This window comes from Tabrizicola fusiformis (assembly GCF_013328815.1).
In the GTDB taxonomy this organism is placed as follows: Bacteria; Pseudomonadota; Alphaproteobacteria; order Rhodobacterales; family Rhodobacteraceae; genus Fuscibacter.
Map to the genome: position 1 here is coordinate 161,776 of NZ_JABUHN010000009.1, position 23,078 is coordinate 184,853.

22 protein-coding genes are annotated in these 23,078 nt (G+C 66.7%); 14 read left to right on the forward strand and 8 right to left on the reverse strand.

The window, feature by feature from the left end; all coding sequences use genetic code 11:
• Positions 1–11: 11 nt before the first annotated feature.
• From HS053_RS15400 to HS053_RS15425, 6 genes are read left to right on the forward strand one after another with little or no spacing between them, the layout of a single operon-like run.
• The gene (locus HS053_RS15400; protein WP_174212150.1) at positions 12–1,613 is read left to right on the forward strand and encodes a GMC family oxidoreductase; all 1,602 of its coding nucleotides are present in this window, start codon (positions 12–14) and stop codon (positions 1,611–1,613) included.
• A gap of 37 nt (positions 1,614–1,650) precedes the next feature.
• A complete protein-coding gene (locus tag HS053_RS15405; protein ID WP_174212151.1) occupies positions 1,651–2,901 on the forward strand; it encodes an ABC transporter substrate-binding protein in 1,251 nt (416 codons plus the stop codon).
• Between the two features lie 52 nt (positions 2,902–2,953).
• Positions 2,954–3,907, forward strand: a complete 954-nt coding sequence (locus tag HS053_RS15410; protein WP_174212152.1) for a branched-chain amino acid ABC transporter permease — start codon at positions 2,954–2,956, stop codon at positions 3,905–3,907.
• Complete coding sequence (locus tag HS053_RS15415) at positions 3,907–4,872, forward strand: branched-chain amino acid ABC transporter permease (RefSeq protein ID WP_174212153.1); 966 nt, start codon at positions 3,907–3,909, stop codon at positions 4,870–4,872. Before HS053_RS15410 ends, HS053_RS15415 begins: the two co-directional genes overlap by 1 nt.
• Positions 4,859–5,572 (forward strand): ABC transporter ATP-binding protein, encoded by a 714-nt coding sequence (locus HS053_RS15420; protein ID WP_174212154.1) that lies wholly within the window; start codon positions 4,859–4,861, stop codon positions 5,570–5,572. The genes HS053_RS15415 and HS053_RS15420 overlap by 14 nt, the downstream gene beginning before the upstream one ends.
• Positions 5,565–6,263, forward strand: coding sequence for an ABC transporter ATP-binding protein (locus tag HS053_RS15425; protein WP_174212155.1), 699 nt, complete (start codon positions 5,565–5,567; stop codon positions 6,261–6,263). Before HS053_RS15420 ends, HS053_RS15425 begins: the two co-directional genes overlap by 8 nt.
• A gap of 228 nt (positions 6,264–6,491) precedes the next feature.
• Here the strand turns inward: HS053_RS15425 and HS053_RS15430 are convergent, their stop codons facing one another.
• From HS053_RS15430 to uraH, 6 genes are all read right to left on the reverse strand, one after another.
• Entirely contained in the window at positions 6,492–8,495 is a 2,004-nt protein-coding gene (locus tag HS053_RS15430) for a hydantoinase/oxoprolinase family protein (RefSeq protein ID WP_174212156.1), read from the reverse strand.
• 115 nt (positions 8,496–8,610) lie between these two features.
• A complete protein-coding gene (locus tag HS053_RS15435; protein ID WP_174212157.1) occupies positions 8,611–9,453 on the reverse strand; it encodes a sugar phosphate isomerase/epimerase family protein in 843 nt (280 codons plus the stop codon).
• A 62-nt stretch (positions 9,454–9,515) separates the two neighbouring features.
• The gene (locus HS053_RS15440; RefSeq protein WP_174212158.1) at positions 9,516–10,721 is read right to left on the reverse strand and encodes an ABC transporter permease; all 1,206 of its coding nucleotides are present in this window, start codon (positions 10,719–10,721) and stop codon (positions 9,516–9,518) included.
• A gap of 3 nt (positions 10,722–10,724) precedes the next feature.
• A complete protein-coding gene (locus HS053_RS15445) occupies positions 10,725–11,429 on the reverse strand; it encodes an ABC transporter ATP-binding protein (protein ID WP_347233341.1) in 705 nt (234 codons plus the stop codon).
• Positions 11,426–12,679, reverse strand: a complete 1,254-nt coding sequence (locus HS053_RS15450) for an efflux RND transporter periplasmic adaptor subunit (RefSeq protein WP_174212160.1) — start codon at positions 12,677–12,679, stop codon at positions 11,426–11,428. The genes HS053_RS15445 and HS053_RS15450 overlap by 4 nt, the downstream gene beginning before the upstream one ends.
• A gap of 115 nt (positions 12,680–12,794) precedes the next feature.
• Entirely contained in the window at positions 12,795–13,154 is a 360-nt protein-coding gene (uraH, locus tag HS053_RS15455; RefSeq protein WP_174212161.1) for a hydroxyisourate hydrolase, read from the reverse strand.
• Between the two features lie 142 nt (positions 13,155–13,296).
• Between uraH and puuE the strand changes: the two genes are divergently transcribed.
• The 4 genes from puuE (at position 13,297) to HS053_RS15475 (ending at position 17,760) form a co-directional block, all read left to right on the forward strand.
• Positions 13,297–14,712: an allantoinase PuuE gene (puuE, locus tag HS053_RS15460; protein ID WP_174212162.1), complete on the forward strand. Its 1,416-nt coding sequence runs from the start codon at positions 13,297–13,299 to the stop codon at positions 14,710–14,712.
• Positions 14,709–15,551 (forward strand): bifunctional allantoicase/(S)-ureidoglycine aminohydrolase, encoded by an 843-nt coding sequence (locus tag HS053_RS15465; protein ID WP_174212163.1) that lies wholly within the window; start codon positions 14,709–14,711, stop codon positions 15,549–15,551. Before puuE ends, HS053_RS15465 begins: the two co-directional genes overlap by 4 nt.
• Before the next feature lie 172 nt (positions 15,552–15,723).
• Positions 15,724–16,209, forward strand: coding sequence for an ureidoglycolate lyase (locus HS053_RS15470; RefSeq protein ID WP_174212164.1), 486 nt, complete (start codon positions 15,724–15,726; stop codon positions 16,207–16,209).
• Positions 16,210–16,272: 63 nt separating this feature from the next.
• Positions 16,273–17,760 (forward strand): nucleobase:cation symporter-2 family protein, encoded by a 1,488-nt coding sequence (locus tag HS053_RS15475; RefSeq protein ID WP_174212165.1) that lies wholly within the window; start codon positions 16,273–16,275, stop codon positions 17,758–17,760.
• Between the two features lie 49 nt (positions 17,761–17,809).
• Here the strand turns inward: HS053_RS15475 and HS053_RS15480 are convergent, their stop codons facing one another.
• Positions 17,810–18,865, reverse strand: a complete 1,056-nt coding sequence (locus HS053_RS15480) for an alpha/beta hydrolase family protein (RefSeq protein WP_174212166.1) — start codon at positions 18,863–18,865, stop codon at positions 17,810–17,812.
• A gap of 128 nt (positions 18,866–18,993) precedes the next feature.
• Here HS053_RS15480 and HS053_RS15485 point away from each other — a divergent pair, with 128 nt between their 5' ends.
• Positions 18,994–19,779, forward strand: a complete 786-nt coding sequence (locus HS053_RS15485) for a potassium channel family protein (RefSeq protein ID WP_174212167.1) — start codon at positions 18,994–18,996, stop codon at positions 19,777–19,779.
• Between the two features lie 108 nt (positions 19,780–19,887).
• On the opposite strand, the gene HS053_RS15490 is transcribed toward HS053_RS15485, so the two are convergent.
• A complete protein-coding gene (locus HS053_RS15490; protein WP_241699888.1) occupies positions 19,888–20,220 on the reverse strand; it encodes a GNAT family N-acetyltransferase in 333 nt (110 codons plus the stop codon).
• 99 nt (positions 20,221–20,319) lie between these two features.
• Here HS053_RS15490 and HS053_RS15495 point away from each other — a divergent pair, with 99 nt between their 5' ends.
• Genes HS053_RS15495 through HS053_RS15505 form a run of 3 tightly spaced genes read left to right on the forward strand, consistent with a single transcriptional unit; the run spans position 20,320 to position 23,060 of the window.
• The gene (locus tag HS053_RS15495; protein ID WP_174212168.1) at positions 20,320–20,652 is read left to right on the forward strand and encodes a hypothetical protein; all 333 of its coding nucleotides are present in this window, start codon (positions 20,320–20,322) and stop codon (positions 20,650–20,652) included.
• 54 nt (positions 20,653–20,706) lie between these two features.
• Entirely contained in the window at positions 20,707–21,738 is a 1,032-nt protein-coding gene (locus tag HS053_RS15500) for a phosphotransferase (RefSeq protein ID WP_174212169.1), read from the forward strand.
• Positions 21,735–23,060: an aspartate aminotransferase family protein gene (locus tag HS053_RS15505; RefSeq protein WP_174212170.1), complete on the forward strand. Its 1,326-nt coding sequence runs from the start codon at positions 21,735–21,737 to the stop codon at positions 23,058–23,060. The genes HS053_RS15500 and HS053_RS15505 overlap by 4 nt, the downstream gene beginning before the upstream one ends.
• The last annotated feature ends 18 nt before the right edge of the window (positions 23,061–23,078 follow it).

Consider the following 23,078-nt stretch of genomic DNA (forward strand, 5'->3'; position numbering starts at 1 on the left):
GAGGACGCACGATGGGCGATTATGACTACATCGTCGTGGGCGGCGGTTCGTCGGGCTGCGTCATGGCCTCTCGACTGTCGGAAGATCCGACGCAGCGGGTGCTGCTGATCGAGAGCGGCCGCAAGGACAGCCATCCCTGGATCCATATCCCTGCGACCTTCTTCAAGGTCATCGAGAAGGGCCGCGACATCGTGGCCTATGTCGGCGAGAAGGACGCCAACGTCAACAACCGCGACAGCATCGTGCTTCAGGGCCATGTGATCGGCGGCGGTTCGTCGGTCAACGCGATGATCTACATCCGCGGCCAAGCCAACGACTACAACCAGTGGGCGCAATTGGGAAACCGCGGCTGGAGCTATGAGGACGTGTTGCCGGTCTTCCGATCGCTGGAAGACAATATGGTGCATTCCGACGCCTACCACGGCCAAGACGGCGAGTTGCATGTGTCGGAACCGCGCTTCAAGCATCCGCTCAGTCGTGCTTTCATCCGGGCGGCGCAGGAAGCCGGGCTGCCCTACAACCCGGATTTCAATGGCCAGGTCCAGCAAGGTGTGGGCTTCTACCAATCCACCACACATGACGGGCGGCGCTGGTCGGCGGCGCAAGCCTTCCTGCGCAAGGCCGAGGGCCGGGCAAACCTGACCATCCGCACCGAGACCCGGGTGGCGCGCGTCACTTTCGACGGCCGCCGGGCGAGCGGCGTGGTGCTGGAGGACGGCACCCGCATCGCCGCACGCCGCGAGGTGGTGCTGTGTGCGGGGGCGATCGAAACACCACGCCTGTTGCAGTTGTCAGGTGTTGGGCCCGGAGCGCATCTGCAGTCGCACGGGATTGCGGTGGTGGCCGACCTGCCGGGTGTGGGTGAGAATTATCAGGACCACCTGGAAAGCACCGTCCAGGGCGAGACGCATGGCCCGATCAGCCTGTTCGGCGAGGACAAGGGGCTGAAGGCGGCGCGGCATTTCCTGCAATACATAACCACGCGCACCGGGATCATGGCCTCGAACGTGGTGGAATCGGGCGGTTTCGCCGATGTTTCGGGCACGGGCCAGCCGGATGTCCAGTTTCATGTCCTGCCCTTCATGGTGGGTTGGGCCGACCGCGAGCCGATTCCCAAGCATGGCATCGCCATCGGACCCTGCTTCCTGCGGCCAAGATCGCGCGGCTCGGTGCGGCTGCGGTCTTCCAACCCGAAGGACCGGGCGCTGTTTGACGCGGCGAGCTTCCGCGACAGCGATGACCTTGAGGTGCTGGTGCGGGGGGTGCAACTGGGGATGAAGATCCTCGAACAACCATCGCTCGCCAAACTGATCAAGCGCCGGGCGCTGCCCGAACCGGGGATCGAGAAGGATATCGACGCGCTGCGCCATTATGTGCGCCAGACTGCCAAGACGGTGTTCCACCCCTGCGGCACCGCCAAGATGGGGCCGGAGAGCGACCGCATGGCGGTGGTGGACAGCGAATTGAGGGTCCGGGGGGTCGAAGGACTGCGGGTGGCAGATGCCTCGATCATGCCGACCCTGGTCTCGGGCAACACCAATGCGCCGACGATGATGATTGCCGAGCGCGCGGCCCGCTTCATCACGGCAGACCGAAAGGCAAAGGCGGCCTGAGTCCGCCGACCATTCAAACCACGAGGGAGGAACTACCATGACCAAACACGTCCTGCTGCCCGCAGGTTCCATCGCTTTTGCACTTCTGGCCAGCACGGCCATCGCAGCGCCGACCTGCGGGGCGAATACCGGCGCGGCTGCGACCGGGGCACCGATCAAGGTCGGCGGCATCCACGGCAATGCGGCTCCCGGCGATTTTTCCGCCTCGACCACGGCGGCGAAAGCCTATTTCGACTGCGTGAACGCCAATGGCGGGATCGGGGGCCGTCCGATCGAATATCTGGTCGAGAATGACCAGTGGAACCCCGAGATGGCGGCGCAGGCCGCGTCAAAGCTTCTGAAGGACGAAAAGGTCGTTGCCATCGTCGGTAACGGATCTTTCGTCGAGATGGCGGTGAACGCGCCGCTCTACAAGGAAGAGAACATCATGGCGATGGCTGCGGCCTGCGCCGTGTCGGAGTGCTTCGAAAGCTCGAATATCGTCTCGACCAACCAAGGGCCGCTGCCCTCGACCGTGGGTGCAGCGCAATACATAGTCGAAGAAAAGGACACGAAATCGGCGGTCTGTATTGGCCTGACCATACCGAATGTCGGCAATTGGTCCTGTGGCGCGATGGAAGGCTACATGACCTCAAAGGGCCTGACGGGCGCCTCGGTTCTGCTGAACCCGGCAAGCCCGGATGTGAACTCGGGCCTGCTGGAGGCCGTGGCGACCGGCGCCGATACGATCGTGGTGAACCTGCCGGCAGGGCTGGCCATCGCGTTCCTCAAGGCCGCCGAAGAGCAGGGGCTGGGCGACAGCTACAAATGGGCCTCTTCGACCCCGCTTTACGACCGCACGGTGCCAGAGGCGCTGGGGTCTTACTGGGATGGCAAGATGTTCATCAACGCCGAGCTGACCCCCTGGGACAAGGGCGGGCCGGACGCGACGAACTGGCTGGCGGTGCTGGATGCCTATGCCCCGAAGGACGCCGCGCGCGACACGTTCAGCCAATCGGGCTTCCTGTCGGCCAAGTATTTCGTCGATACGCTGATGAAGATGGACCCGGCCACGCTGGATGACCGCGCGGCAGTCACGACGGCGATCAAGGCGATTACGGGCTACACCTCCGATCTGACCTGCGGACCCTATTATGTGGGCGAGGCCGACCGCCACATGCCGAACCATGCCGGCACTATGGTCGTCGTCAAGGGCGGCACGTTTGAGACGGTGCGTGACTGCTATGAATACGACAGCCCGTATTTCGCGCCGATCATCGCGCAGGAAAAGGCGCTTGGGCTGCATTGAGCGATGATCACGGCGCCCGACATCCGGGCGCCCTTTTCGGGAGGGGATGAGAATGCGGGCTTTGCTCATATCGCTGGCGCTTTGGGGCGTGACCTGCCTTGTGCTGGCCGTCGGCCTCGGCTGGGGCAAGCCCGCACAAGTCGTCGGCATGTTCGTCGTCTCTGGGCTGGCCGTGGGTTCGCTTTACGCGCTCGGCGGCCTGGGACTGGTGGTTCTGTTCCGTGCGACGGGGGTGCTGAATCTGGCTGCGGGCGCCATCGGGATGTCGGGCGTGATGATCGCCTGGCAACTGGTGGAGTGGGGCATTCCGGCGCCGCTCTCGTGGATCGCGGGGATCCTTTTCTCATCTGCGCTCGCCACCGGCTACGGGCGCAGCATCGCGCCGCGCATGGCCTGGCGCGAGCCGGTGGTAAAGGCGGTGGCCAGCCTCGGTTTTGCCCTGATCCTCTTGGGCCTCGCCTCGTTCCTGTGGTCAGACGACCCCCGCAAGTTCGAACTGCCGACCGACAAGGCGGCGGTGATGATCCTTGGCCTGAGGGTCACCGTGACGCGGCTTCTGGTCGTGCTGATCGCACTCGCAGCGGTGGTGCTGATCTCTGTCGCGCTGCAACGCACGCGGCTGGGGTTGCAGATGCGGGCGCTGGCGAATGACCGGCGGCTTGCCGCGCTGATCGGGGTGCCGGTGGTCCGGGTCGAAACCATGGCCTGGGCGCTCTCGGGAGTGTTGTTCGGCTTTGCCGGCCTGATGTTCGGTGACCTCGTGCGGCTTCAGCCGGCGGTCATCACCTTTCTGGTGGTGCCCTGCATCGCGGCCGCCATCGCCGGGCGGCTGCAATCGCTGCCCGACGTGCTGATCGGGGGGCTGGCGATGGGCGTGATCGAAAGCCTGCTGACGCTCTCCGACATGTTCAAGTCGATCCGGCCCGTCGCGCCCTTCGTGATCGCCGCGCTGGTCCTGATTGCGATGAACCGCGGCCGCCGTCTGACCTTTGCCGGAGAAGATTGATGCGACATCGCGCCCTTGCCCCGATCCTTGTTGCCGTCCTTCTGGTCGGCCTTTTGCCCGGCATCGTCGGCGGGCAATGGGTGAAGATATTCACCTCGACCACCTGCTTTGCCCTGGCGGCGGCCGGCGCTGGGTTCATGTATGCCCGGCTCGGCATGGTCAGCCTTGCACAGGTCGCGCTGATGGGCGTGGGCGGCTGGGTGACGCTACGGCTGAATCATGCCACCGGACTGCCCTTCGAGGCGAACCTTCTGGTCGGCGCGCTGGCGGCTTCGGTCCTCGGGATGGTGCTGGCGCTGCCCGCCCTGCGGATGCGGGGGCTTTACCTCGCGCTGGTCACGCTGATGGTGGCGGGCGCTTTCGAGGTGATCTTCACCGCCTATCAGTTCCCGAACGGCGGCGCCGGCTTCTGGGGTGTCGGCACCTCGTTTTCCGCCCCGATGCGGCGCCCGCTGCTGGGCGAGAGCGACACGGCTTATCTGCGCTACTGCTTGGCCGTCGGTGTTCTTGGCTTTCTGCTGATTGAACTGCACCGCCGCACCGCACCCGGACGGGCTTGGGCGCTGATCCGTCGCTCCGAGGCGGCGGCTCTGGCCTCGGGCGTCAATGTCACGCTTTACAAGACCTGGGCATTCGGGCTGTCGGGCTTTCTGGCCGGTCTGGGAGGCGGCCTTCTGGCGGCGAGCCTCGGGCTTCTGGACGCGGCAACCTTCAAGGCCAGCGAAAGCGTGCTTCTCTTCGCGCTGGTCGTGGTGGGCGGCACTCGGTTCTGGTTCGGGGCGATCGTGACCGCGATCCTTTACCGGGTCGTGCCGGGGCTGCTGAACAACTGGGGCGTCGATGCCGACCTGGCGCTGGTCTTCTTCGGCGCGGCCCTGCTTCACGCCGTGATCACCGCACCGGATGGCATCGCAGGCCAGATCGCCGCGCTTTTCGCATGGAGGGCACCGCATGATCGTGCTTGAAAACCTGACCGTCCGCTTTGGCGGCCTGGTTGCGCTGGATGCGATCTCGGCCGGATTTGCCGCGCCGGTGTCGGGGATCATCGGGCCGAATGGCGCCGGCAAGACCACAACGATGAATGTGATCTCTGGCTTCCTGTCTCCGGCGGCGGGGCAGGTGCTGGTCGATGGCACTGACCTGCTGACCCTGCCGCCCCATCGCCGCACCCGCTGGGGTCTGCGGCGCAGCTTCCAGCGCGAGCAGATCGCCGATGACCTGACCGTCTGGGAAAACCTGTTGGCGATCACCGACAACCTGCGCCTTGGCCGCCGCGAAGCCCGGGCCGAAGCCGAGCAAGCGATGGAGTTCGCGGGCGTCGCGGTCATCCGCGACAAGGCCGGGGCGGCGCTGAACACGTTCGAGCGGCGGCTGACCGACCTCGCCCGTTGCGTGGCGGGCGGGCCGAAACTGATCATGCTGGACGAACCGGCGGGCGGGCTTTCGCCCGAGGAAACCGGGCGGTTGGGCGACCTGATCCTGCGGATCGGCGAGGTCAGCGGCGCCCGGGTTCTGGTCATCGACCACGACGTGGACCTGATCCAGCGCATCTGTGCGCAGACCCTTGTGCTGGATTTCGGCCGCCGGATCGCCTTCGGGCCGACGGCGGAGGTGCTGGATGACCCGGCGGTGAAGGCCGCCTATCTGGGAGTGGACCATGCTTGAATTGTCCGGGCTACAGGTTTCACGCCATGGTCGGCGGGTGGTGGACGGGGTCAGTCTGACGGTCGCTCCGGGACAGGTGACGGCGCTTCTGGGGGCGAACGGGGCGGGCAAGTCTGAGCTTGTTCTGGGCGTGGCGGGTCTGATGCCGGTGACCGGAGGGACGGTGCGGGTGGACGGCCGCGACCTGACCGGGCTTACACCGGACCGCATCCGGGCGGCAGGCGTCGCGGCGGTGCCCGAGGGTCACCATGTCCTGACCCAATTGACGGTCGAAGAGAACCTGCGCGCCGCTGGCAGCCTCTTGCCTGCGGCCGAAATCGCGGCGGTGATGGATGAGGTCTGGACGCTCTTTCCCGAACTGGCCGAGCGAAGGCGGCAGAAGGCCGGAACCATGTCGGGAGGTCAGCAGCAGATGCTGGCCATCGGCCATGCGCTGATGTGCCGGCCGAAATATCTGCTGATCGACGAGATGTCCCTTGGGCTCGCACCGCTGATCGTCTCGCGGCTGGCCAAGGTGGTGACCGATCTCGCCGCGCGGGGAATGGGGATATTGCTGGTCGAACAATTCGTCGAGGTCGCGCTGCGGCTCGCATCACATGTGATCGTGCTGCGCAAGGGCGCAGTGCGGCTTTCGGTTCATCCCGACGAGGTGCGGCATGACCGCACCCGCCTGTCGGACGCCTACCTGTGAAAGGCTAAAACCCACCCGGTCGGCTGGAAGAACTCCGGCGACGTCATGCTTGGCATCGCCACAAACCGGCCCCCCGGCCCGCCATTCGACGGCTCGCGCCTCGGGATGGGCCGGACATGCGCCCGTCGCCGATCTTGGCATCCTCACCCACAAGCGCGCGCGATCGCATCCCGCCGCGCGGCTTCGTCAACCGGGTGCGGGGCCCTCAATCCGGTCCGCCGCGCGGTCTCAGCCGTGCGCCACACGCGGGCGGCCCGAGGCGGTGACGCTGACCGTCGCTTCGATGAACATTTTGCGGCCCTCCACCTCGGCCTCGCGCAGGTCGCGCTGGACGGTCAGGTTCACCTCCTCCGCCCCCGCCGCGCGGGCCCGCAACGCGGCCTCGGCCCGCAATGCGGCCTCCATCGCGGCCAGCGCCTCCTCCGCGCTGCTGAAGGCCACCAGCCCTTCGGCCAGATGGGCGACGAACCGGCCTTCGGACGGCGACGAGACCAGCCCCGTCGCCCGCTGGCTGACCTGCCCCACAACCGCGCCGATGGCATTGGCGACCCCGGCATGCTCCGGCAGGATCGTCTCGCAACCCAACCTTTCGCCCACCGCGCCGTAATAGGACGGGGCCGAGGCGCCAAGCCCGATCACCGGCACCGCCAGCCGCGCCTGCACCGCCACCACGCCGCGATGCCCGCGCAAGCCTGCCGCCATCAGCGGATGCCGCGCCAGCGCCGCCGCATCCTGTCCGGCAAAGCCCGGATCTTCGGCAAAGGCCGCCTCCAGCAGACAATCGACCGTCTGCGCCGTCAACTGATCGACAATCGCCTGCGCCAGCACCTCGGGGCCGGGGGCGAACCGCTCGCCCGCGCCATTGCGCCGCCGCGCCAGCAGGGTCAGCGCCTTGTGCGCCGCCGCGCCATCCCAGGCGTCCAGCCGCCCCAACACATGGCTGGCGTCCGAGGGCGTCACCCCCGACAGCATAACCAGCCCCCGCGCCACCAGCCGCTCAAGGGCGGCCACCTCGATCCGGCTGGTCAGGGCGGCGGCCAGCGGCATCGGCGCGGTGATCCGCGCCAGAACCGCCGCCTCACGCGCGGTCAGCCCGCCGGATTGTCCGCCCATCGGCACCACGAAGCGGCCATCGTATTCGCCCGCCGTCTCGGTGGACAGCGCGCGGTCCAGCGTGGCGTGAACCATCTCCCCCGCCTCGACCGCCAAGAGCGAGACCGGCATCAGCCGCCGCGGACCCAACCGCAGCCCGCCGGTCAGGCCCGCGGTTTGCAGATGCACCTCGCTGTCGCCGCCAAGGCCCCAGGTCCGCATCGCCACCGCCTCGACCATGGTGCGGAAGCCGCCGACACGGGCGCCTTCCGGGTCGATCTCGGGCAAGCCGCCTTTCAGAAGGGCGATGTCGGTGGTTGTGCCACCAATGTCCGAGACCAGCGCATCCTTGGCCCCGGTCAGCCAGCGTGCGCCGACAATGCTGGCGGCGGGGCCGCTCAGGATCGTCTCGATCGGGCGTTCACGCACCATAGCCGCGGAAATCAGCGCGCCGTCGCCACGCACCACCATCAAGGGCGCGCTGATGCCCGCCGTCGCCAGATGCCGCTCACATGCGGCGACCAGCCGGTCGATCATCCCGATCAGCCTTGCGTTCAGCACCGCCGTCAGCGCCCGCTTCGGCCCGTTCAGCTGTGCGGACAATTCATGCGAGCAGGTCACCGGCCGCCCGGTCAACCGCCGGATCAGCGCCCGCGCCGCCAGTTCATGCGCCGGGTTGCGGGTGGCAAAGCGGGCGGCAACGGCAAAGCCCATCACCTGATCGCCCAGCGCCGCCAGTTCCGCCTCAAGCCGGGTCAGGTCCAGCGCCGCCGCTTCGGTGCCCGCGTGGCTGTGGCCGCCGTCCAGAAGGATCACCGGATCGCCCTTCAGCGCCTCGGTCAGCCCGCCCCGCTCCAGATCACCCGCGTCAAAACCGATGAAGACAAGGGCGACGCGGCCGCCCTGCCCCTCGACCAGCGCATTGGTGGCAAGGGTGGTGGACAGCGAGACCAGCGCGATTTCATCCGCCCCCACCCCGGCGGCGGCCAGCGCCGCATCCGCCGCCCGCCCGATGCCCAAGGCCAGATCGGCCCGCGTGGTCAGCGACTTGGCCTTGCCCAGCACGCGCGAGGCCGCCTCGTCCACGATGACCGCATCCGTATAGGTGCCGCCGGTATCCACCCCCAGAAAATAGGCCACGCCCAACCCCTTCGCCGTTCTGTTCGCCCCCTCTCCTAGCCTGCCTCGCAGGCGGGCGCAGCCCCTGCCCGACCGCGACAGGCCCGAAGGCGACGCCAAAGCACAGGAAATCCGCTCAGGCCGCCAACCCTTGTGCCTGCAACCACAGGGCCGAGGGCTGCACATCCCGCGCATTCGCCATTTCAAGGATCAGCCGCGGCAGCACAGGCATCTCGCCCAGCGCGGCAAAGACGGCGGGCCAATGGATATTGCCCTTGCCGATCTGCCAGTGCCGGTCGGCCACACCATCGGCATCCTGCAGATGCACATGGGCCAGCGCCGCCCCCGCCGCGCGGACAAAACCATCGACCGGCGGTGCCCCGGTGGCGCCATGGGCATAATGCGCATGGCCCGTGTCCAGCGAGACGCGCAAGGCCGGTGAGTTGAACGAGGCGGCCAGCGCAACCCGCTCGGTAGGGTCAATGTCCTCACAATTTTCCAGCACGATCTCGATGCCCTCCGCCTCGGCCCGGGCGACGGCGGGGGCAATCGTGGCATGGGTCCGCTCGGCAATGCCCGCCGCATCGCATTGGTTGGTCCAGCGGTTGAACCCGTGCCATGTGGTATAGGGGCTGTGCAGCACCATATGCCCGCCGCCCCGCCCGTTCAGCACCCGGCCCAGCGCCGAAAGCGCGGTGTCCAGCCGGTGCTGCACGATCCGGCGGATATCCGGGTCGGCCATGTCCAGCGTGAAGCCCCAGAACGGCCCATGCAGCCCGATCCGCCCGCCATGCCCGGCCAACAGGCTGCGCGCCCGCTCGGCCAGATCGGGCCAGACATTGTCCGACAGCGCACCGACCGTGGTGAAATCGCGGATTTCGATGTCGCGGCCCGGATCGCGGATGAAGCCCTGCATCCCGGGCAGGTCGGTCAGCTCGTCAAGGTAAAGGGCGGCGCCAAGCAGGGGCTGGGAAGACATCGCGGACTCCGGTCGATTGCGGGCGGAGTGTCGGCGGCAGCGCCGGGGCGGTCAAGCCCGGGCTACTGGTGGCGCAGCGCCTCGATCGGGTCCAGCCTTGCGGCGTTGCGGGCCGGGAAATAGCCGAAAACCACCCCCACCAGCGCCGAAAACCCGAAAGCCAGCGCCACGATGGCCCCCGAGGGGGCAAAGGGAATGGCCATGAAGATCGTGCCGACCCAGGCCAACCCCAGCCCGGTGACAATCCCCAGCACCCCGCCCAGCACCGACAGCACCACCGCCTCGACCAGAAACTGCGTCAAGACCTGCCCCGAGGTCGCCCCCACCGCCAGCCGGATACCGATTTCCCGGGTCCGCTCGGTGACCGAAACCAGCATGATATTCATGATCCCGATGCCGCCCACCAGAAGGCTGACCGCCGCCACCGCCGACAAGAGGCTGGTCAGAACCGAGGACACCCCCGACAGCATCGACGAGATTTCCTTCATGTCGGTGACCGAGAAATTATCGGTCTGCCCCAGCCCGATGCGGCGGCGTTCGCGCAAGACCTCGCTGACCTGCGCGATGCCGCGCGCCGCCGTCACCTCGCGCCGCAGCGCAACCGAGATGGAATCGACATCCTGATTGCCCTCAAGCCGCCGCTGCACGGTGCGGGCGGGCATCAGAACCACCTCGTCCTGATCCTGCCCGAAGGTGCCGGCCCCCTTGACCGCCAGAAGACCGATCACCTCACAGGACAGCCCCTTGATCCGCACCGTCTCGCCCAAGGGATCGGCGCTGCCGAACAGCTTGCTGCGCACGGTCTGCCCCAGAATGCACAGCGCGGCGCCCGATTTCTGCTCGCCTTCGGTAAAGCTGCGACCCCCGGTCAGCGCCCAGTTCTGCACCGACAGGTAATCCGCCGTGGTGCCATAAACCTGCGAGGTGGTATTGGCGCCGCCCGCCACCACGGTCTGGCTGCTGCTGACCACCGGCGCAGCATATTGCACGGTGGAAAGCTCGGCCAATGCCTCGGCATCCTTTGTGGTAAAGCGCGGCGCGGGCGGCCCGGAGGAGGGCCCGAACCCCCGGGCGCCGGGCCGAACGATCAGCACATTGGTTCCCAGCGCCTCGACGCTCGCCTCGACCTGCGCCGACGAGCCTTGCCCGATGGTCACCATGGCAATCACCGCCGCCACCCCGATCACCACCCCCAGCACCGTCAGGAACGAGCGCAGCTTGTTACGGATGATCGCGGTAAAGGCGAGGCGGACGGTTTCCCAGATCATGGCCTAACCCCTTGGCGTGATGGTTTCGTCGCGGGTCAGCTTGCCATCGGTAAAGATCAGCAGGCGCCCGGCATAGGCGGCGATGTCATCCTCATGTGTCACCATGACGATGGTGATGCCCTCGTCCCGGTTCAGCTTTTGCAGAAGGGTCATGATTTCATGGCTGCGGTGGCTGTCGAGGTTGCCGGTGGGTTCGTCGGCCAGAATGACCGTTGGGTCACCGGCCAGCGCCCGCGCAATCGCCACCCGCTGTTGCTGGCCGCCCGACAGTTGCGAGGGGTCGTGGTCTTCGCGCCCCTGAAGCCCGACCTTTTCCAGCGCCAGCCGCGCCCGCGCCTCACGCGCCTCGCGCGGCAGCCCCTTGTAGATCAGCGGCAGTTCGACATTCTCCAGCGCCGAGGTGCGGGCCAGAAGGTTGAAGCCCTGAAACACAAAGCCCAGCGCGTGGCGGCGCAAAAGCGCACGCTGATCGTTGCTCAACCCCTGAACCGGGGTGCCCTGAAACAGGTATTCGCCGCTGCTGGGACGGTCGAGGCAACCGATAATGTTCATCGTTGTGGATTTGCCTGACCCGGAGGGGCCCATGATCGCCACGAACTCGCCCTTGGTGATGGTCAGGTCCACCCCGTCCAGCGCGCGCACCTGTGCCTCACCCGTGCCATAGCTGCGGGTGACGCCCCGCAGCGCAATCAGCGGCGGCGTCATCAGCTTCCGCCCGCTTGTTCGGTGATGGCAAGATCGCCTTCGGCCAGCCCCTCGCCCGTGATCACGGTGCGGCGCCCGTTGGTCTCGCCGCGCTGCACCGCGACCTGCACCGGGGCGCCGCTCCGCAGCACCCAGATCGAGGCGCCGTCGCCGGTTCGCGCCGTGCCGCCCGCGCGGCGCGGCATGATCAGCCCCAGAAGGCCGCTGCCCGAACTGCTGCCGCTGCTGGCCGCGGGCGGGGCATAGCGCAGCGCGGCATTGGCCACGGTCAGGGCGCCCTTGGCCTCGGCCACGGTAATCGTGGCGGTCGCGGTCATGCCCGGACGCAAGAGCCCTTCGGGATTTTCCACCGCCAGCACCGCCTTGTAGGTCACCACGTTGTCGGTGGTTTCCGGCGCATAGCGCACCTGCACGATCTGGGCCGGGAACTGCACCCCATCATAGGCATCGACGGTAAAGACCGCCGTATTGCCCTCGGCCACCCGGCCGATGTCCGCCTCGTCGATATCCACCAGAAGCTGCATCTGCGACAGGTCTTCGGCCAGCGTGAACAGCACCGGCGCCTCCAGCGAGGCCGCCACGATCTGCCCGACCTCTGCCGAACGCGACAGCACCACCCCGTCGATGGGCGACCGGATCACCGCCTTGGCCAGATCGGCCGCCACCAGATCGCGGTTCGCCTCGGCCAGCGTCAGATCAGCGCGCGCGATGTCCAGTTGTGCAATGGCGCGGTCACTGGCCGCCTGCAGCGTGGTCAGGGCGTTGCGCGTGGTGACGCCCCGCTTGTCCAGCTCCTGCCCGGTGGTCAGCGCCTCTGCCGCTTCGCGCAGCGTGGCATCGGCGGATTGCACCCGGGCACGGGCGGCCACCACCCCGGCCTCGGCATTGGCCAGTTGCGCGGCAAGCTTTGTATCGTCCAGCTCGGCCAGAATCTGGCCATTGGTCACCCGGTCGTTATACGTGACCATGATTTCCTTCAGCGTGCCGGACAGTTCCGAAGACACATCCACCTGCGTCGTCGGCTCCACCGTCCCTGTGGCGGTGACCGTGACCGTCAGATCGCCCAGCGCGACGGGATCGGTGGTATAGCTGACCTTGGTTGCCGTCCCGGCCGAAGCATACCAATACCAGCCCCCACCACCCAGACCCGCCAGAAGCACCAGCGCAAACAGCAGCCATCGCCCCCGCCGGCGCCGGGGCGCCCCCTGTGCAAGGATCGCCGCCAGATCGTCCTTGCCTGCCGTTTCCGCCATCCTGCTTGCCTCATGCTCGCCCGTACTGCCGGTTCTACGCCACAGCGCCGAAGTTCCGTCGCCTGTAACTGGGGCAAAGACGGCAGCAGGCCAAGAGGGGGACGCCGGAAATCGCCTAACTTCCGCGATAGGTGGAATAGGCGAAGGGGCTGATCAAGAGCGGCACATGGTAATGCTGCGTTTCATCCGGCACGCCAAAGCGGATCGGGATTTCATCCAGAAAGATCAACCCCTCGCCCGCCTGCCCCGTCGCGCGCAGATAATCGCCCGCCGCGAAGACCAGCTCATAACTGCCCGCCGTCAGCTTGGCCCCCGCCAGCATCGGTGCATCGGTGCGGCCATCGGCATTGGTCACCGTCTCGGCAATCTTGCGGTGGCTTTGCCCGCTGATCCGGTAAAGCACGATCTTCACCCCCGCCGCCGGTTTGCCGCGCGCCGTGTCCAGCACATGGGTCGTGATCCGTCCTGTCGCCATTCTCGCCTCCGCCCGATTTTCTGCCACCCTAGCGCGATCCGCACCGGCACGCGACCATGGCGGCAAGACAAAGCAGCTTATGGCAGAATTTGATAAACCTCGCCGCCATTCCGGCCTAACCTGCCGCCAAAGGAGTCGATAAATGCAGCGTTATCCCCGCGATTTTCGTGGCCACGGCCCCGACGCCCCCGATGCCCGCTGGCCCGGCGGGGCGAAAATCGCCGTTTCGCTGGTGCTGAACTACGAAGAGGGCGGCGAGAACAACATCCTGCATGGCGATGGCCAGTCCGAGGCTTTCCTGTCCGACATCGCCGGTGCCGCACCCTGGCCAGGGCAACGCCACTGGAACATGGAATCGATCTACGACTATGGCGCGCGGGCGGGCTTCTGGCGCCTGCACCGTCTGTTCACCGGACGCGGCCTGCCGGTTACGGTTTACGGCGTGACCTCGGCGCTGGCGCGCAACCCCGAACAGGTGGCGGCAATGCAGGCCGCAGGCTGGGAGATTGCCAGCCACGGGCTGAAATGGGTCGAACACCGCGACATGCCCGAAGCGGAAGAGGCGGCCCAGATCGCCGAAAGCTTCCGCCTGCATGAGGAGGTCACCGGCGAGGCGCCGCGCGGCTGGTATACCGGGCGTTGCAGCATGAACACGGTGCGGCTGACGGCCGAAACCGGGCGGCTCGACTGGATTTCCGACACCTATGACGACGACCTGCCCTATTGGCGCGAGGTGGGTGACAGGGACCAACTGGTGATCCCCTACACGCTGGAAGCCAATGACATGCGCTTTGCCACCGCGCCCGGCTATTCGACGGGCGAAGAGTTCTTCCAATATCTCAAGGACAGTTTCGACACCCTCTATGCCGAAGGGCAGCAGGGCCGGGCCAAGATGTTTTCCATCGGTCTGCACAACCGGCTGATCGGCCGCCCGGGCAAGATCGCCGGGCTGATCCGCTTTCTCGACCATGCACAATCGCACAAGGACGTCTGGTTTCCCCGCCGCATCGACATTGCCCGCCATTGGGCAAAAACCCATCCGCACAAACGATTCGAGCGGCCTTCTCAGATGGCACGCGAACGGTTCGTGGAACGCTTCGGTTCCATTTTCGAACATTCGCCGTGGATCGCGGACCGGGCCTTTGACCTTGAGCTTGGCCCGGCCCATGACAGCGCCGTGGGCCTGCACAATGCGCTGGCCCGCATGTTCCGCTCGGCCAGCGATGCGGAACGGCTGGGCGTGCTGCTGGCCCACCCCGATCTGGCGGGCAAACTCGCGGCGGCCAAACGGCTGACCCCGGAAAGCACCGCCGAACAATCCAGCGCCGCACTCGACAGCCTGACCGATGACGAGCGCGCGACCTTCCAGCGGCTGAATGCCGAATATGTGGCCAAACACGGCTTTCCCTTCATCATCGCCGTGCGCGACAACACCAAGGACACGATCCTGACGGCCTTCCACGCCCGGATCGGTAATGACACCGCGACCGAGTTTTCCACCGCCTGCAAACAGGTGGAACGCATCGCCGCCCTGCGCCTGAAAGACCTGCTGCCATGACCGGATATTACGCCCCCCCCGGCGGCCTGCCGCCGCAGACCGCGCTGATGACCCAGCGCGCGGTTTTCACCAATGCCTATGCCTTCATCCCCAAGGGCTGCTTTTCCGATATCGTGGTCAGCTACCTGCCCGGCTGGACCGCCACGCGCCTCTGGCTGATCGCCCGCCCGATGAGCGGCTTTTCCGAAACCTTCAGCCAGTATGTGATGGAGGTCGCCCCCGGCGGCGGCTCGGACAGCCCCGATGCCGAGACGGGGGCCGAACATTGGCTGTTCTTCACCGGCGGGCTGGCAACCGTCACCATCGACGGCACTGGATATGAGATGGAGGCAGGCTCCTACGCCTATATCCCCGCAGGTGCCCGCTGGACCCTGCTTGCCGAAGGGGCGGCACCCGCCCGCTTCCACTGGCTGCGCAAGATTTACGAGGCCGCCCCCGGCGTCACCCCGCCCACAGCCTTCGTGGTGAACGAACGCGACATTCCCCCTGTGGCAATGCCCGATACCGAAGGCCGCTGGGCCACCACCCGCTTCACCGACCCGACCGACATCCGCCACGATGCCCATGTGAACATCGTCACCTTCCAGCCGGGCGGGGTGATCCCGTTCGAGGAAACCCATGTCATGGAACACGGGCTTTATGTGCTGGAAGGCAAGGCGGTCTACAAACTCAATCAGGATTGGGTCGAGGTGGAGGCTGGCGATTTCATGTGGCTGCGCGCTTATTGCCCGCAAGCCTGCTATGCCGCCGGCCCCGGCCCCTTCCGCTATCTTCTCTACAAGGATGTGAACCGCCACGCCAAGCTGCGCGGCCCCGGCGCCTTTGGCCCGGCAAGATGACCCTTCTGCCCATCCTCTCTCTACAAGTATCCCGGGGTGCGTCCGTGGTTGCGCCATCGGTTCGAGGAACCGTGGACGCGGGGGGCTGGCCCCCGGTCCGCCGCCAGCCCAAGGCGCAACATCAACCCGGCACTCCGACGACGAGCGGTCGCAGACCGACGAGGAGGCGCGGATGACCCTGCTGCGCGCCCAGCCTCTCACCGCCGCCGCCTTCGCCCCCTTTGGCGATGTTCTGGCGGCCACCGGCGATTTCCGGCTGATCAATGCCGGGCTTTGCCGCCGCCACCACGATCTGGCCCGGCTCGATTTCGGCGCCGAAGGCCGTGCCGGAATTTCCATTTTTCAGGCCGAACCCCGCGCCCTGCCCTATTCCTTCGACCTGATCGAGCGGCATCCCGACGGCTCTCAGGCTTTCCTGCCGATGACGCAGCACCCCTTCCTGATCATCGTTTCGCCCGATCCGCAGGCAGAACCCTGCGCTTTCATCACCGATGGCACGCAGGGCATAAACCTGCACCGCGGCACATGGCACGGCGTCTTGACGCCCCTGCACGCCCCCGGCCTCTTTACAGTGGTGGACCGTATCGGCACCACGGCGAACCTTGAAGAACACCGCTTTGCCACGCCCTTCACGGTGCTGGCGGCCGGCCCCCCCTGACCGGACCGCGCCCCGGGGCGGCGCGGCGACGGCACAAAAACCAAAGCCCCGCGGGATAAGGACATGAGCGAACCAATCCATCCGGTGGACGAGATTCTCGCGCCGCCCAAACTCTTCACCCTCGGCTTGCAGCATGTGCTGGTGATGTATGCCGGTGCCGTCGCGGTGCCGCTGATCGTGGGCCGGGCCTTGAAACTGGAACCGGCCGATGTGGCCTTCCTGATCTCGGCTGACCTCTTTGTCTGCGGGCTGGTGACGCTGATCCAGTCCTTGGGCGCGACGCAATGGTTCGGCATCAAGCTGCCGGTGATGATGGGGGTGACCTTTGCCGCCGTCGGTCCGATGGTGGCCATGGCCAACGCCCAAGGCGGGGCCGAAGGCGCGCGGGCGATTTTTGGCGCCATTATCGCGGCGGGCCTGATCTCGATCCTGATCGCGCCGCTGATGTCGAAACTTCTGCGCTTTTTCCCGCCGGTGGTGACCGGCACGATCATTCTGGTGATCGGGGTCAGCCTGATGCGGATCGGCATCAACTGGATCTTCGGCAATCCGGTCGGCCCGACCGCACCGCAGATCATCGACCCCGTCCATGCCGACTGGCTGAAAGCGGTGACCGAAGGCGCCGCTGCGGGCAGCGTCACCGGCCTGCCGGAAATGCCCGCCGGGCTGGCGCTGGCCGCCAAGATGAACAACCCCGCCTATGCGCCCTTGGGCAATGTGCTGGTCTCGGCTGTCGTGCTGATCTCGATCCTGCTGATCGCCAAATTCGCCAAGGGGTTTGTCGCCAATATCTCGGTGCTGCTGGGCATCGTCGTTGGCGTGGTGATCGCCATTGCCATCGGCGCGATGAGCTTTGCCAAGGTGGGCGAGGCGGCATGGTTCGGGCTGGTGACGCCCTTCCACTTCGGGATGCCGACGTTTGATCCGATCATGGTGATCACCATGGTTCTGGTGATGATCGTGGTGATGATCGAATCCACCGGCATGTTCCTTGCCTTGGGAGATATGACGGGCAAGAAGGTCACGCAGCCGATGCTTTCGGCGGGGCTGCGCACCGATGGTCTGGGCACGCTGATCGGCGGGCTGTTCAACACCTTCCCCTACACGTCCTTCAGCCAGAATGTCGGGCTGGTCGGCGTGACCGGCATCAAGAGCCGCTTTGTCTGCGTGGCGGGCGGGCTGATCCTGATCGTGCTGGGTCTGGTGCCGAAGATGGGCGCGCTGGTGGAAGCGGTGCCGACCATGGTGCTGGGCGGCGCGGGACTGGTGATGTTCGGCATGGTCGCGGCGACCGGCATCCGCATTCTGTCCGGCGTGAACTTTGCCACGAACCGCAACAACCTCTTTATCGTCGCGGTCAGCCTTGGCATGGGGATGATCCCGCTGATCGCACCGAACTTCAAGCAATGGATGCCGCATGACATCCATCCGTTGATCGAAAGCGGCATCCTCTTGGCCTCGATTTCGGCCGTGGTGCTGAACGCCTTCTTCAACGGCGCCTCGGGCTCGGTGGAAGAGGCTAAGGCGGCGGCTTCGGCGGCAGATCACTGATCCTGAAAACGGGCGCGGCGAGAGGGCTTGCCCTCTCGCCGCGCCCGGGTCACGGGCTTTGCGCCTCAAGCCGCAGGCCCGGCGGCGGCGCCGGAAATCCGGGCCAGTTGCCCGGCACCAGATGGGCGGCAGCGGCCGCATCGCCTTTCAGATGCAGGTCGAGAAAGGCCCGGGCGAAGTGGCGGGCGATGTCATTCATCCGCAGGCTGTCCCAGACCGGATCGGCGTAATGCCCAAAGGGCAGAAAATCGAGATGGGGGGAGGGTTCCCAAGCCTCGGCAGGGGCCGAGATCGGCGCCGCAGCATTGTGGCCCGCCCGTTCAAAGGTCAGCAACCAGCGCGGCACGCCCTGCGCCTCATCGAAGATGCGGCGCATTCCGTCGGTATAGCCGGAAATCTCATCCGCCTCACCCGCCATCAGCAGCATCGGCACCGCAAGCCCGGCCATACCCGCCGCATCCCACAGGCCATGCGCCCGGCCCCACGGACCGATCGGGACAATCGCCTTCAGCGCCGGATCGACGGCAGGCGCGCGGTGCCGCGCGAAAAGCGCGGGTTCCGGCGCCCCGTCCATCGCCAGCGCCGCCTCGGCCACCCCGGCACCGCCCGCCACCAGCGCGCCATAGCCGCCCATGGAATAGCCGATCACCGCATGGTCGCCGCCGAAATGCCGCGCCACAGCGCGGATATCATCGGGCCGGTGCAGCAGGGTTTCGGCGAAAGCTTGCCGATCTTCATAGGTGCTGCCCGGATGGTCGATGGCCGTCACCCGGTAGCCATGGCTGGCCAGATGTTCGGCAAAATGCGCCATCAGATAGCGGTTGCCGGGCCAGCCATGGGAGATCACCACCAGCGGCATCGCCGCCGCCCCGGCCACCGGATGCGCGCCGCGGCAGGCCCGCCCCGTTAGCGTGATCGCCCGGTGCCCGTCGCGCAACAGCGTGGCATAGGTGCAGCCGGGCGGCGTATCCGCCTCGGCCGGATACCAGTATTCCACGAGCAGGTCGCGCGGCCCAGGCACAAGCTCGGTCCGCACGCCCACCGGATGCGCACCCGGACGGGCCAGCGCGGGGGCATCGGGGCGAAACTGGTCGATCCGGTTCATCGCAACTCCTCTCGGTCTGACCGCAGCATGAGAGCCGCCGTAACCCGCGCAGGCAAGCCCGTTCTGCCACCGCGGGCGCCCAAGAATTCCCCTTTCGCCGCCGCCGCGCCGCTGCCAATCTTGGCGGCATGACCCAAAGCGACAACCGAACCCTGCGCATCCGCATCCGCGCCCTTTACGAAGGGTCTTCCGCCGCGGCGGACCGTTTCCGCTATGGGCTGTTGCTGTTCGATCTGGCGACGGTGGGCTTTCTGGTGGCGACCTCGTTCCTGGCCCGGGGCTGGGAGACGGAAAGCATCGACACGGTGATCGGCCTGCTGATTCTGGCCGAAGTTGCGATCCGCTTCTGGACCGCTTCATCCCCGCGACGCGAGATCGTCAGCCTCTGGGGTCTGGCCGATATTGCCGTGGTCGCCTCGCTTCTGGCACCGATCTGGGGCGAGGGGCTGGCCTTCCTGCGGGTGCTGCGCATATTCCGCGTGCTGCATTCGCGTGAAACGCTGGTGCAGCTTCGCCATGATTTCCCGCGCTTTCGCCGGCAGGAAACCACCATTCGCGCGGCGATCAATCTGTTGATCTTCATCTTCCTGATGACCGCGCTGGTTTACGAAACGCAAAGCGGCGTGAACGACAAGATCACCAATTATGTCGATGCCCTCTATTTCACCGTCACAACCCTTTCCACCACGGGTTACGGCGATGTCACGCTGATCGGCCATACGGGCAAGCTGATTTCGGTCGGCATCATGATCTTCGGCATCTCGCTGTTCTTGCGGCTGGTGCAGGTGATGCTGCGCCCGGCAAAGGCAGTATTCCCTTGCCCGACCTGCGGCTTGCGCCGGCATGACCATGACGCGGTGCATTGCAAGGCTTGCGGCACGATCCTGAACATTCCCGATGACGGGCTGGACTGATCAGCCCAGCTTGATGTCATAGGTCACCCATTTGGTGCGATCCGCCACCCGGTCATAAAGCGCGCGGGCGCGGTAATTGTCCTCGGTCGTGATCCAGCGGATGACAGATCACCCCTGTGCCTGCCCCTCCGCCTTGACTGCCGCAATCAGGGCGGCTGCGGCGCCCGAGCCGCGGGCCACGGGATCGACGAAAAGATCGTCCAGAAAGCCGCCCGTCGTGGCGGAAAGCGGCCGCGAGAATGGCCGGAAATGCGCCAGCCCGATCAACCGCCCCCCCTCTGCGGCCACCAGACCCTGCACCGGATGGCCGCCGTCCTGCAGCCAGGACCAGACCCGGGCGCGCATTTCATCCGTCTGGGTCACGCCGTAGAAGGCCGCATAGCCGGCGTAAAGCGTGGCCCAGGCGGCGAAATCTTCGGCTTGCGGTTTGCGGATATCCATTGGCCCCTCCGTCTTGCCGCAGTCTTGCGGTGGCAGGCCCCGGCGTCTGTTCCAGAAGCGACCGCTTGCCGCCGCCGCGGATGGCCCTATCCTGCCGCCATGACATGGGTGTTGCGCTTTTTCGACGATTACGGGTCCGGCTGGCTCTGGGCCGGGGATGCGGCAACGCTGGCGGCTTTCGATGTCGGCCCGCTGGACCTGCAGCTGGCCGACCGCTTGAGCGAGGCCACCCGGGCCGAGGCGCTTGCCCTGTCTGCGATGCATTGCGAAACGCTGAACTGGGACGAGCCGCAAACCCCTTTGCCCCTGTCGCCCGCCTTCTGTGCCGATTTCAACGCGCGGGTGCAGGCGTTGTTCCACAAGCTGGCCGCCGAGCTTGGCCCCGGCTTCCGCCTGCTGGACCAGCAAACCCGGCTGGCGCCCTATCCATGAGTCCAGTCACCCCGGCGCCTTGACACTGCCCGCCGGCCCGGCTTCCCTGCGCGCATGGACGAACCTGCGCCCCTTGGCGGCCTTCTGGCCGCCGCCCCCCCCGAGATGACCGAGGCCGAAGCCGCCCGGCTGGCCGAGCGGTATTTCGGCGTGACCGGCACCCTGCGCCGCCTGACATCCGAGCGTGACCTGAACTTTCACATCGCAACCGGGGCGGGTGGCTATGTCTTGAAGCTGGCCAACCGGGCGGAACCTGCGGCGGTGACCGATTTCCAGACCCGCGCCCTGATCCATCTTGAGGGCAAGGGCCTGCCGGTGCCGCAGGTGATCCGCAGCCGCGATGGTGCAACGGGTGTGGACCTGCCCGAGGGGCATCTGCGGCTGCTGACCTATCTTGAGGGCGCGCCGCTGCACCTGACGCCCCGCAGCGCCGCCCAGCGCCGGGCGATGGGGCAGATTGCGGCGCGGCTCGCGCTTGCCATGGCGGATTTCAGCCATCCGGCGGCGGATCATGTGCTGCAATGGGACATCCGGCAGGCATCGGGGCTGCGCCCGCTTCTGCCCGACGTGCCCGCCGATCTGCGCCCTATGGCCGAAGCCACACTGGACGAATTCGAGGCGACCGCCGCACCCGCCCTGCCCGGCCTGCGCTGGCAGGTGGTGCATAACGACCTGAACCCGCACAATGTTCTGGCCGATCCTGCGGACGCCGACCGGATTGCCGGCATCCTCGACTTTGGCGACATGGTGCGCACGGCGCTGGTCTGCGATCTGGCCGTGGCCGCCTCGTATCAGGTGGACCCGGTAGCGCCGCTGGCTTCGCTGGCCGAATTTGCGGCGGCCTGGGCGGCGGAATACCCCCTGCTGCCGCAAGAGGCGCGGCTGATCCCGCTGCTTACCCGCTGTCGCTGGCTGACCACGCTGGCGATTGCCAGCCACCGCGCCGCGCGCTGGCCCGAAAACGCGCCCTATATCCTGCGCAACGTGCCCGCCGCGCGGGCCGGACTGACCGCTTTTGCCGGTATCCCGCGGGAACTGGCCGCCGAGACCCTTGCCCAAGCCTGCCAAGAAAGGACCGCCCCATGACCCGCCCCGACCTTCCCGGCGCGATGCCGAACGCCTATCAGGCCGGCAAGGGCAACCTGCCGCCCGAGGATGTGGCGCTGGTGGAACGGCGGCAGCGGCTTTTGGGCCCGGCTTACCGGCTGTTTTACGAAACCCCGGTGCATCTGGTGCGGGGCGAAGGGGTCTGGCTCTATGACAAGGCGGGCCGCGCCTATCTGGACACCTATAACAACGTCGCCTCGGTCGGGCATTGCCACCCGCATGTGGTGGCCGCGACCGCGCGCCAAGCGGCAGTATTCGCCAGCCATACCCGCTATCTGCATGACGGCATTCTGGAATATGCCGAACGGCTGCTGTCGCATTTCCCGGCCGAACTGGGCCATGTGATGTTCACCTGCACCGGGTCCGAGGCCAATGACCTGGCCTTCCGCATCGCGCGGGCGCAGACCGGCGGCACCGGCTTTATCGTGACGGAAAACGCCTATCACGGCGTCACCCATGCCATTGCGGGGATGTCGCCCTCACTCGGGGCGGGGGTCGATCTGGGCGAACATGTGCGGCTGGTTCCGGCGCCCGATCCGCTGCGGATGGGCGATGTGGCGGCAGAGTTTGCCGCCGGCGTGCAGGCGGCGATTGACGACCTGCGGCGCCACGGCATCAAGCCCGCCGCGCTGATCGTCGATACGGTCTTCTCTTCGGACGGGGTTTTCGTTGATCCGCCGGGGTTCCTTGCGCCTGCGGTGGCTGCGATCCGCGCGGCGGGCGGTCTTTTCATTGCCGATGAAGTGCAGCCGGGCTTTGGCCGCATCGGCGACAGCATGTGGGGGTTTCAACGCCATGGCCTTTTGCCCGACATGGTCAGTCTGGGCAAACCGATGGGCAATGGCTATCCGGTGGCCGGGCTGGTGATGAGGCCCGAGGTGATTGCCACCTTCGGGTCAAAGGCGCGGTATTTCAACACCTTTGGCGGCAATGCCGTGGCCGCCGCCACCGCGCTTGCCGTGCTGGAGGTGATCGAGAACGAGGGGCTGATGGCCAATGCCGCCAAGGTCGGCGGCGCCTTCCGCGACGGGTTGCAGGCGTTGGCCAAGGATCACGCCGCCCTTGGCCCGATCCGTGCCGCAGGGCTGTTTCTGGGGGCCGAGATCGTGCAGGGTGGCAATCCGCTGGCCCCGGATGCCGCGCGCACGGCGCAGGTGGTGAACCGGCTGCGCGAGGCGGGGGTGCTGATTTCCGCGACCGGCCCCCGGGCGAATGTGCTGAAGATCCGCCCGCCCATGGTCTTCAGCGAAGAGAATGTCACCTATTTCCTTGAGCGGCTGGACAGCGCGCTGCGCGACTGAGGCACTGAGCCCGCGCAA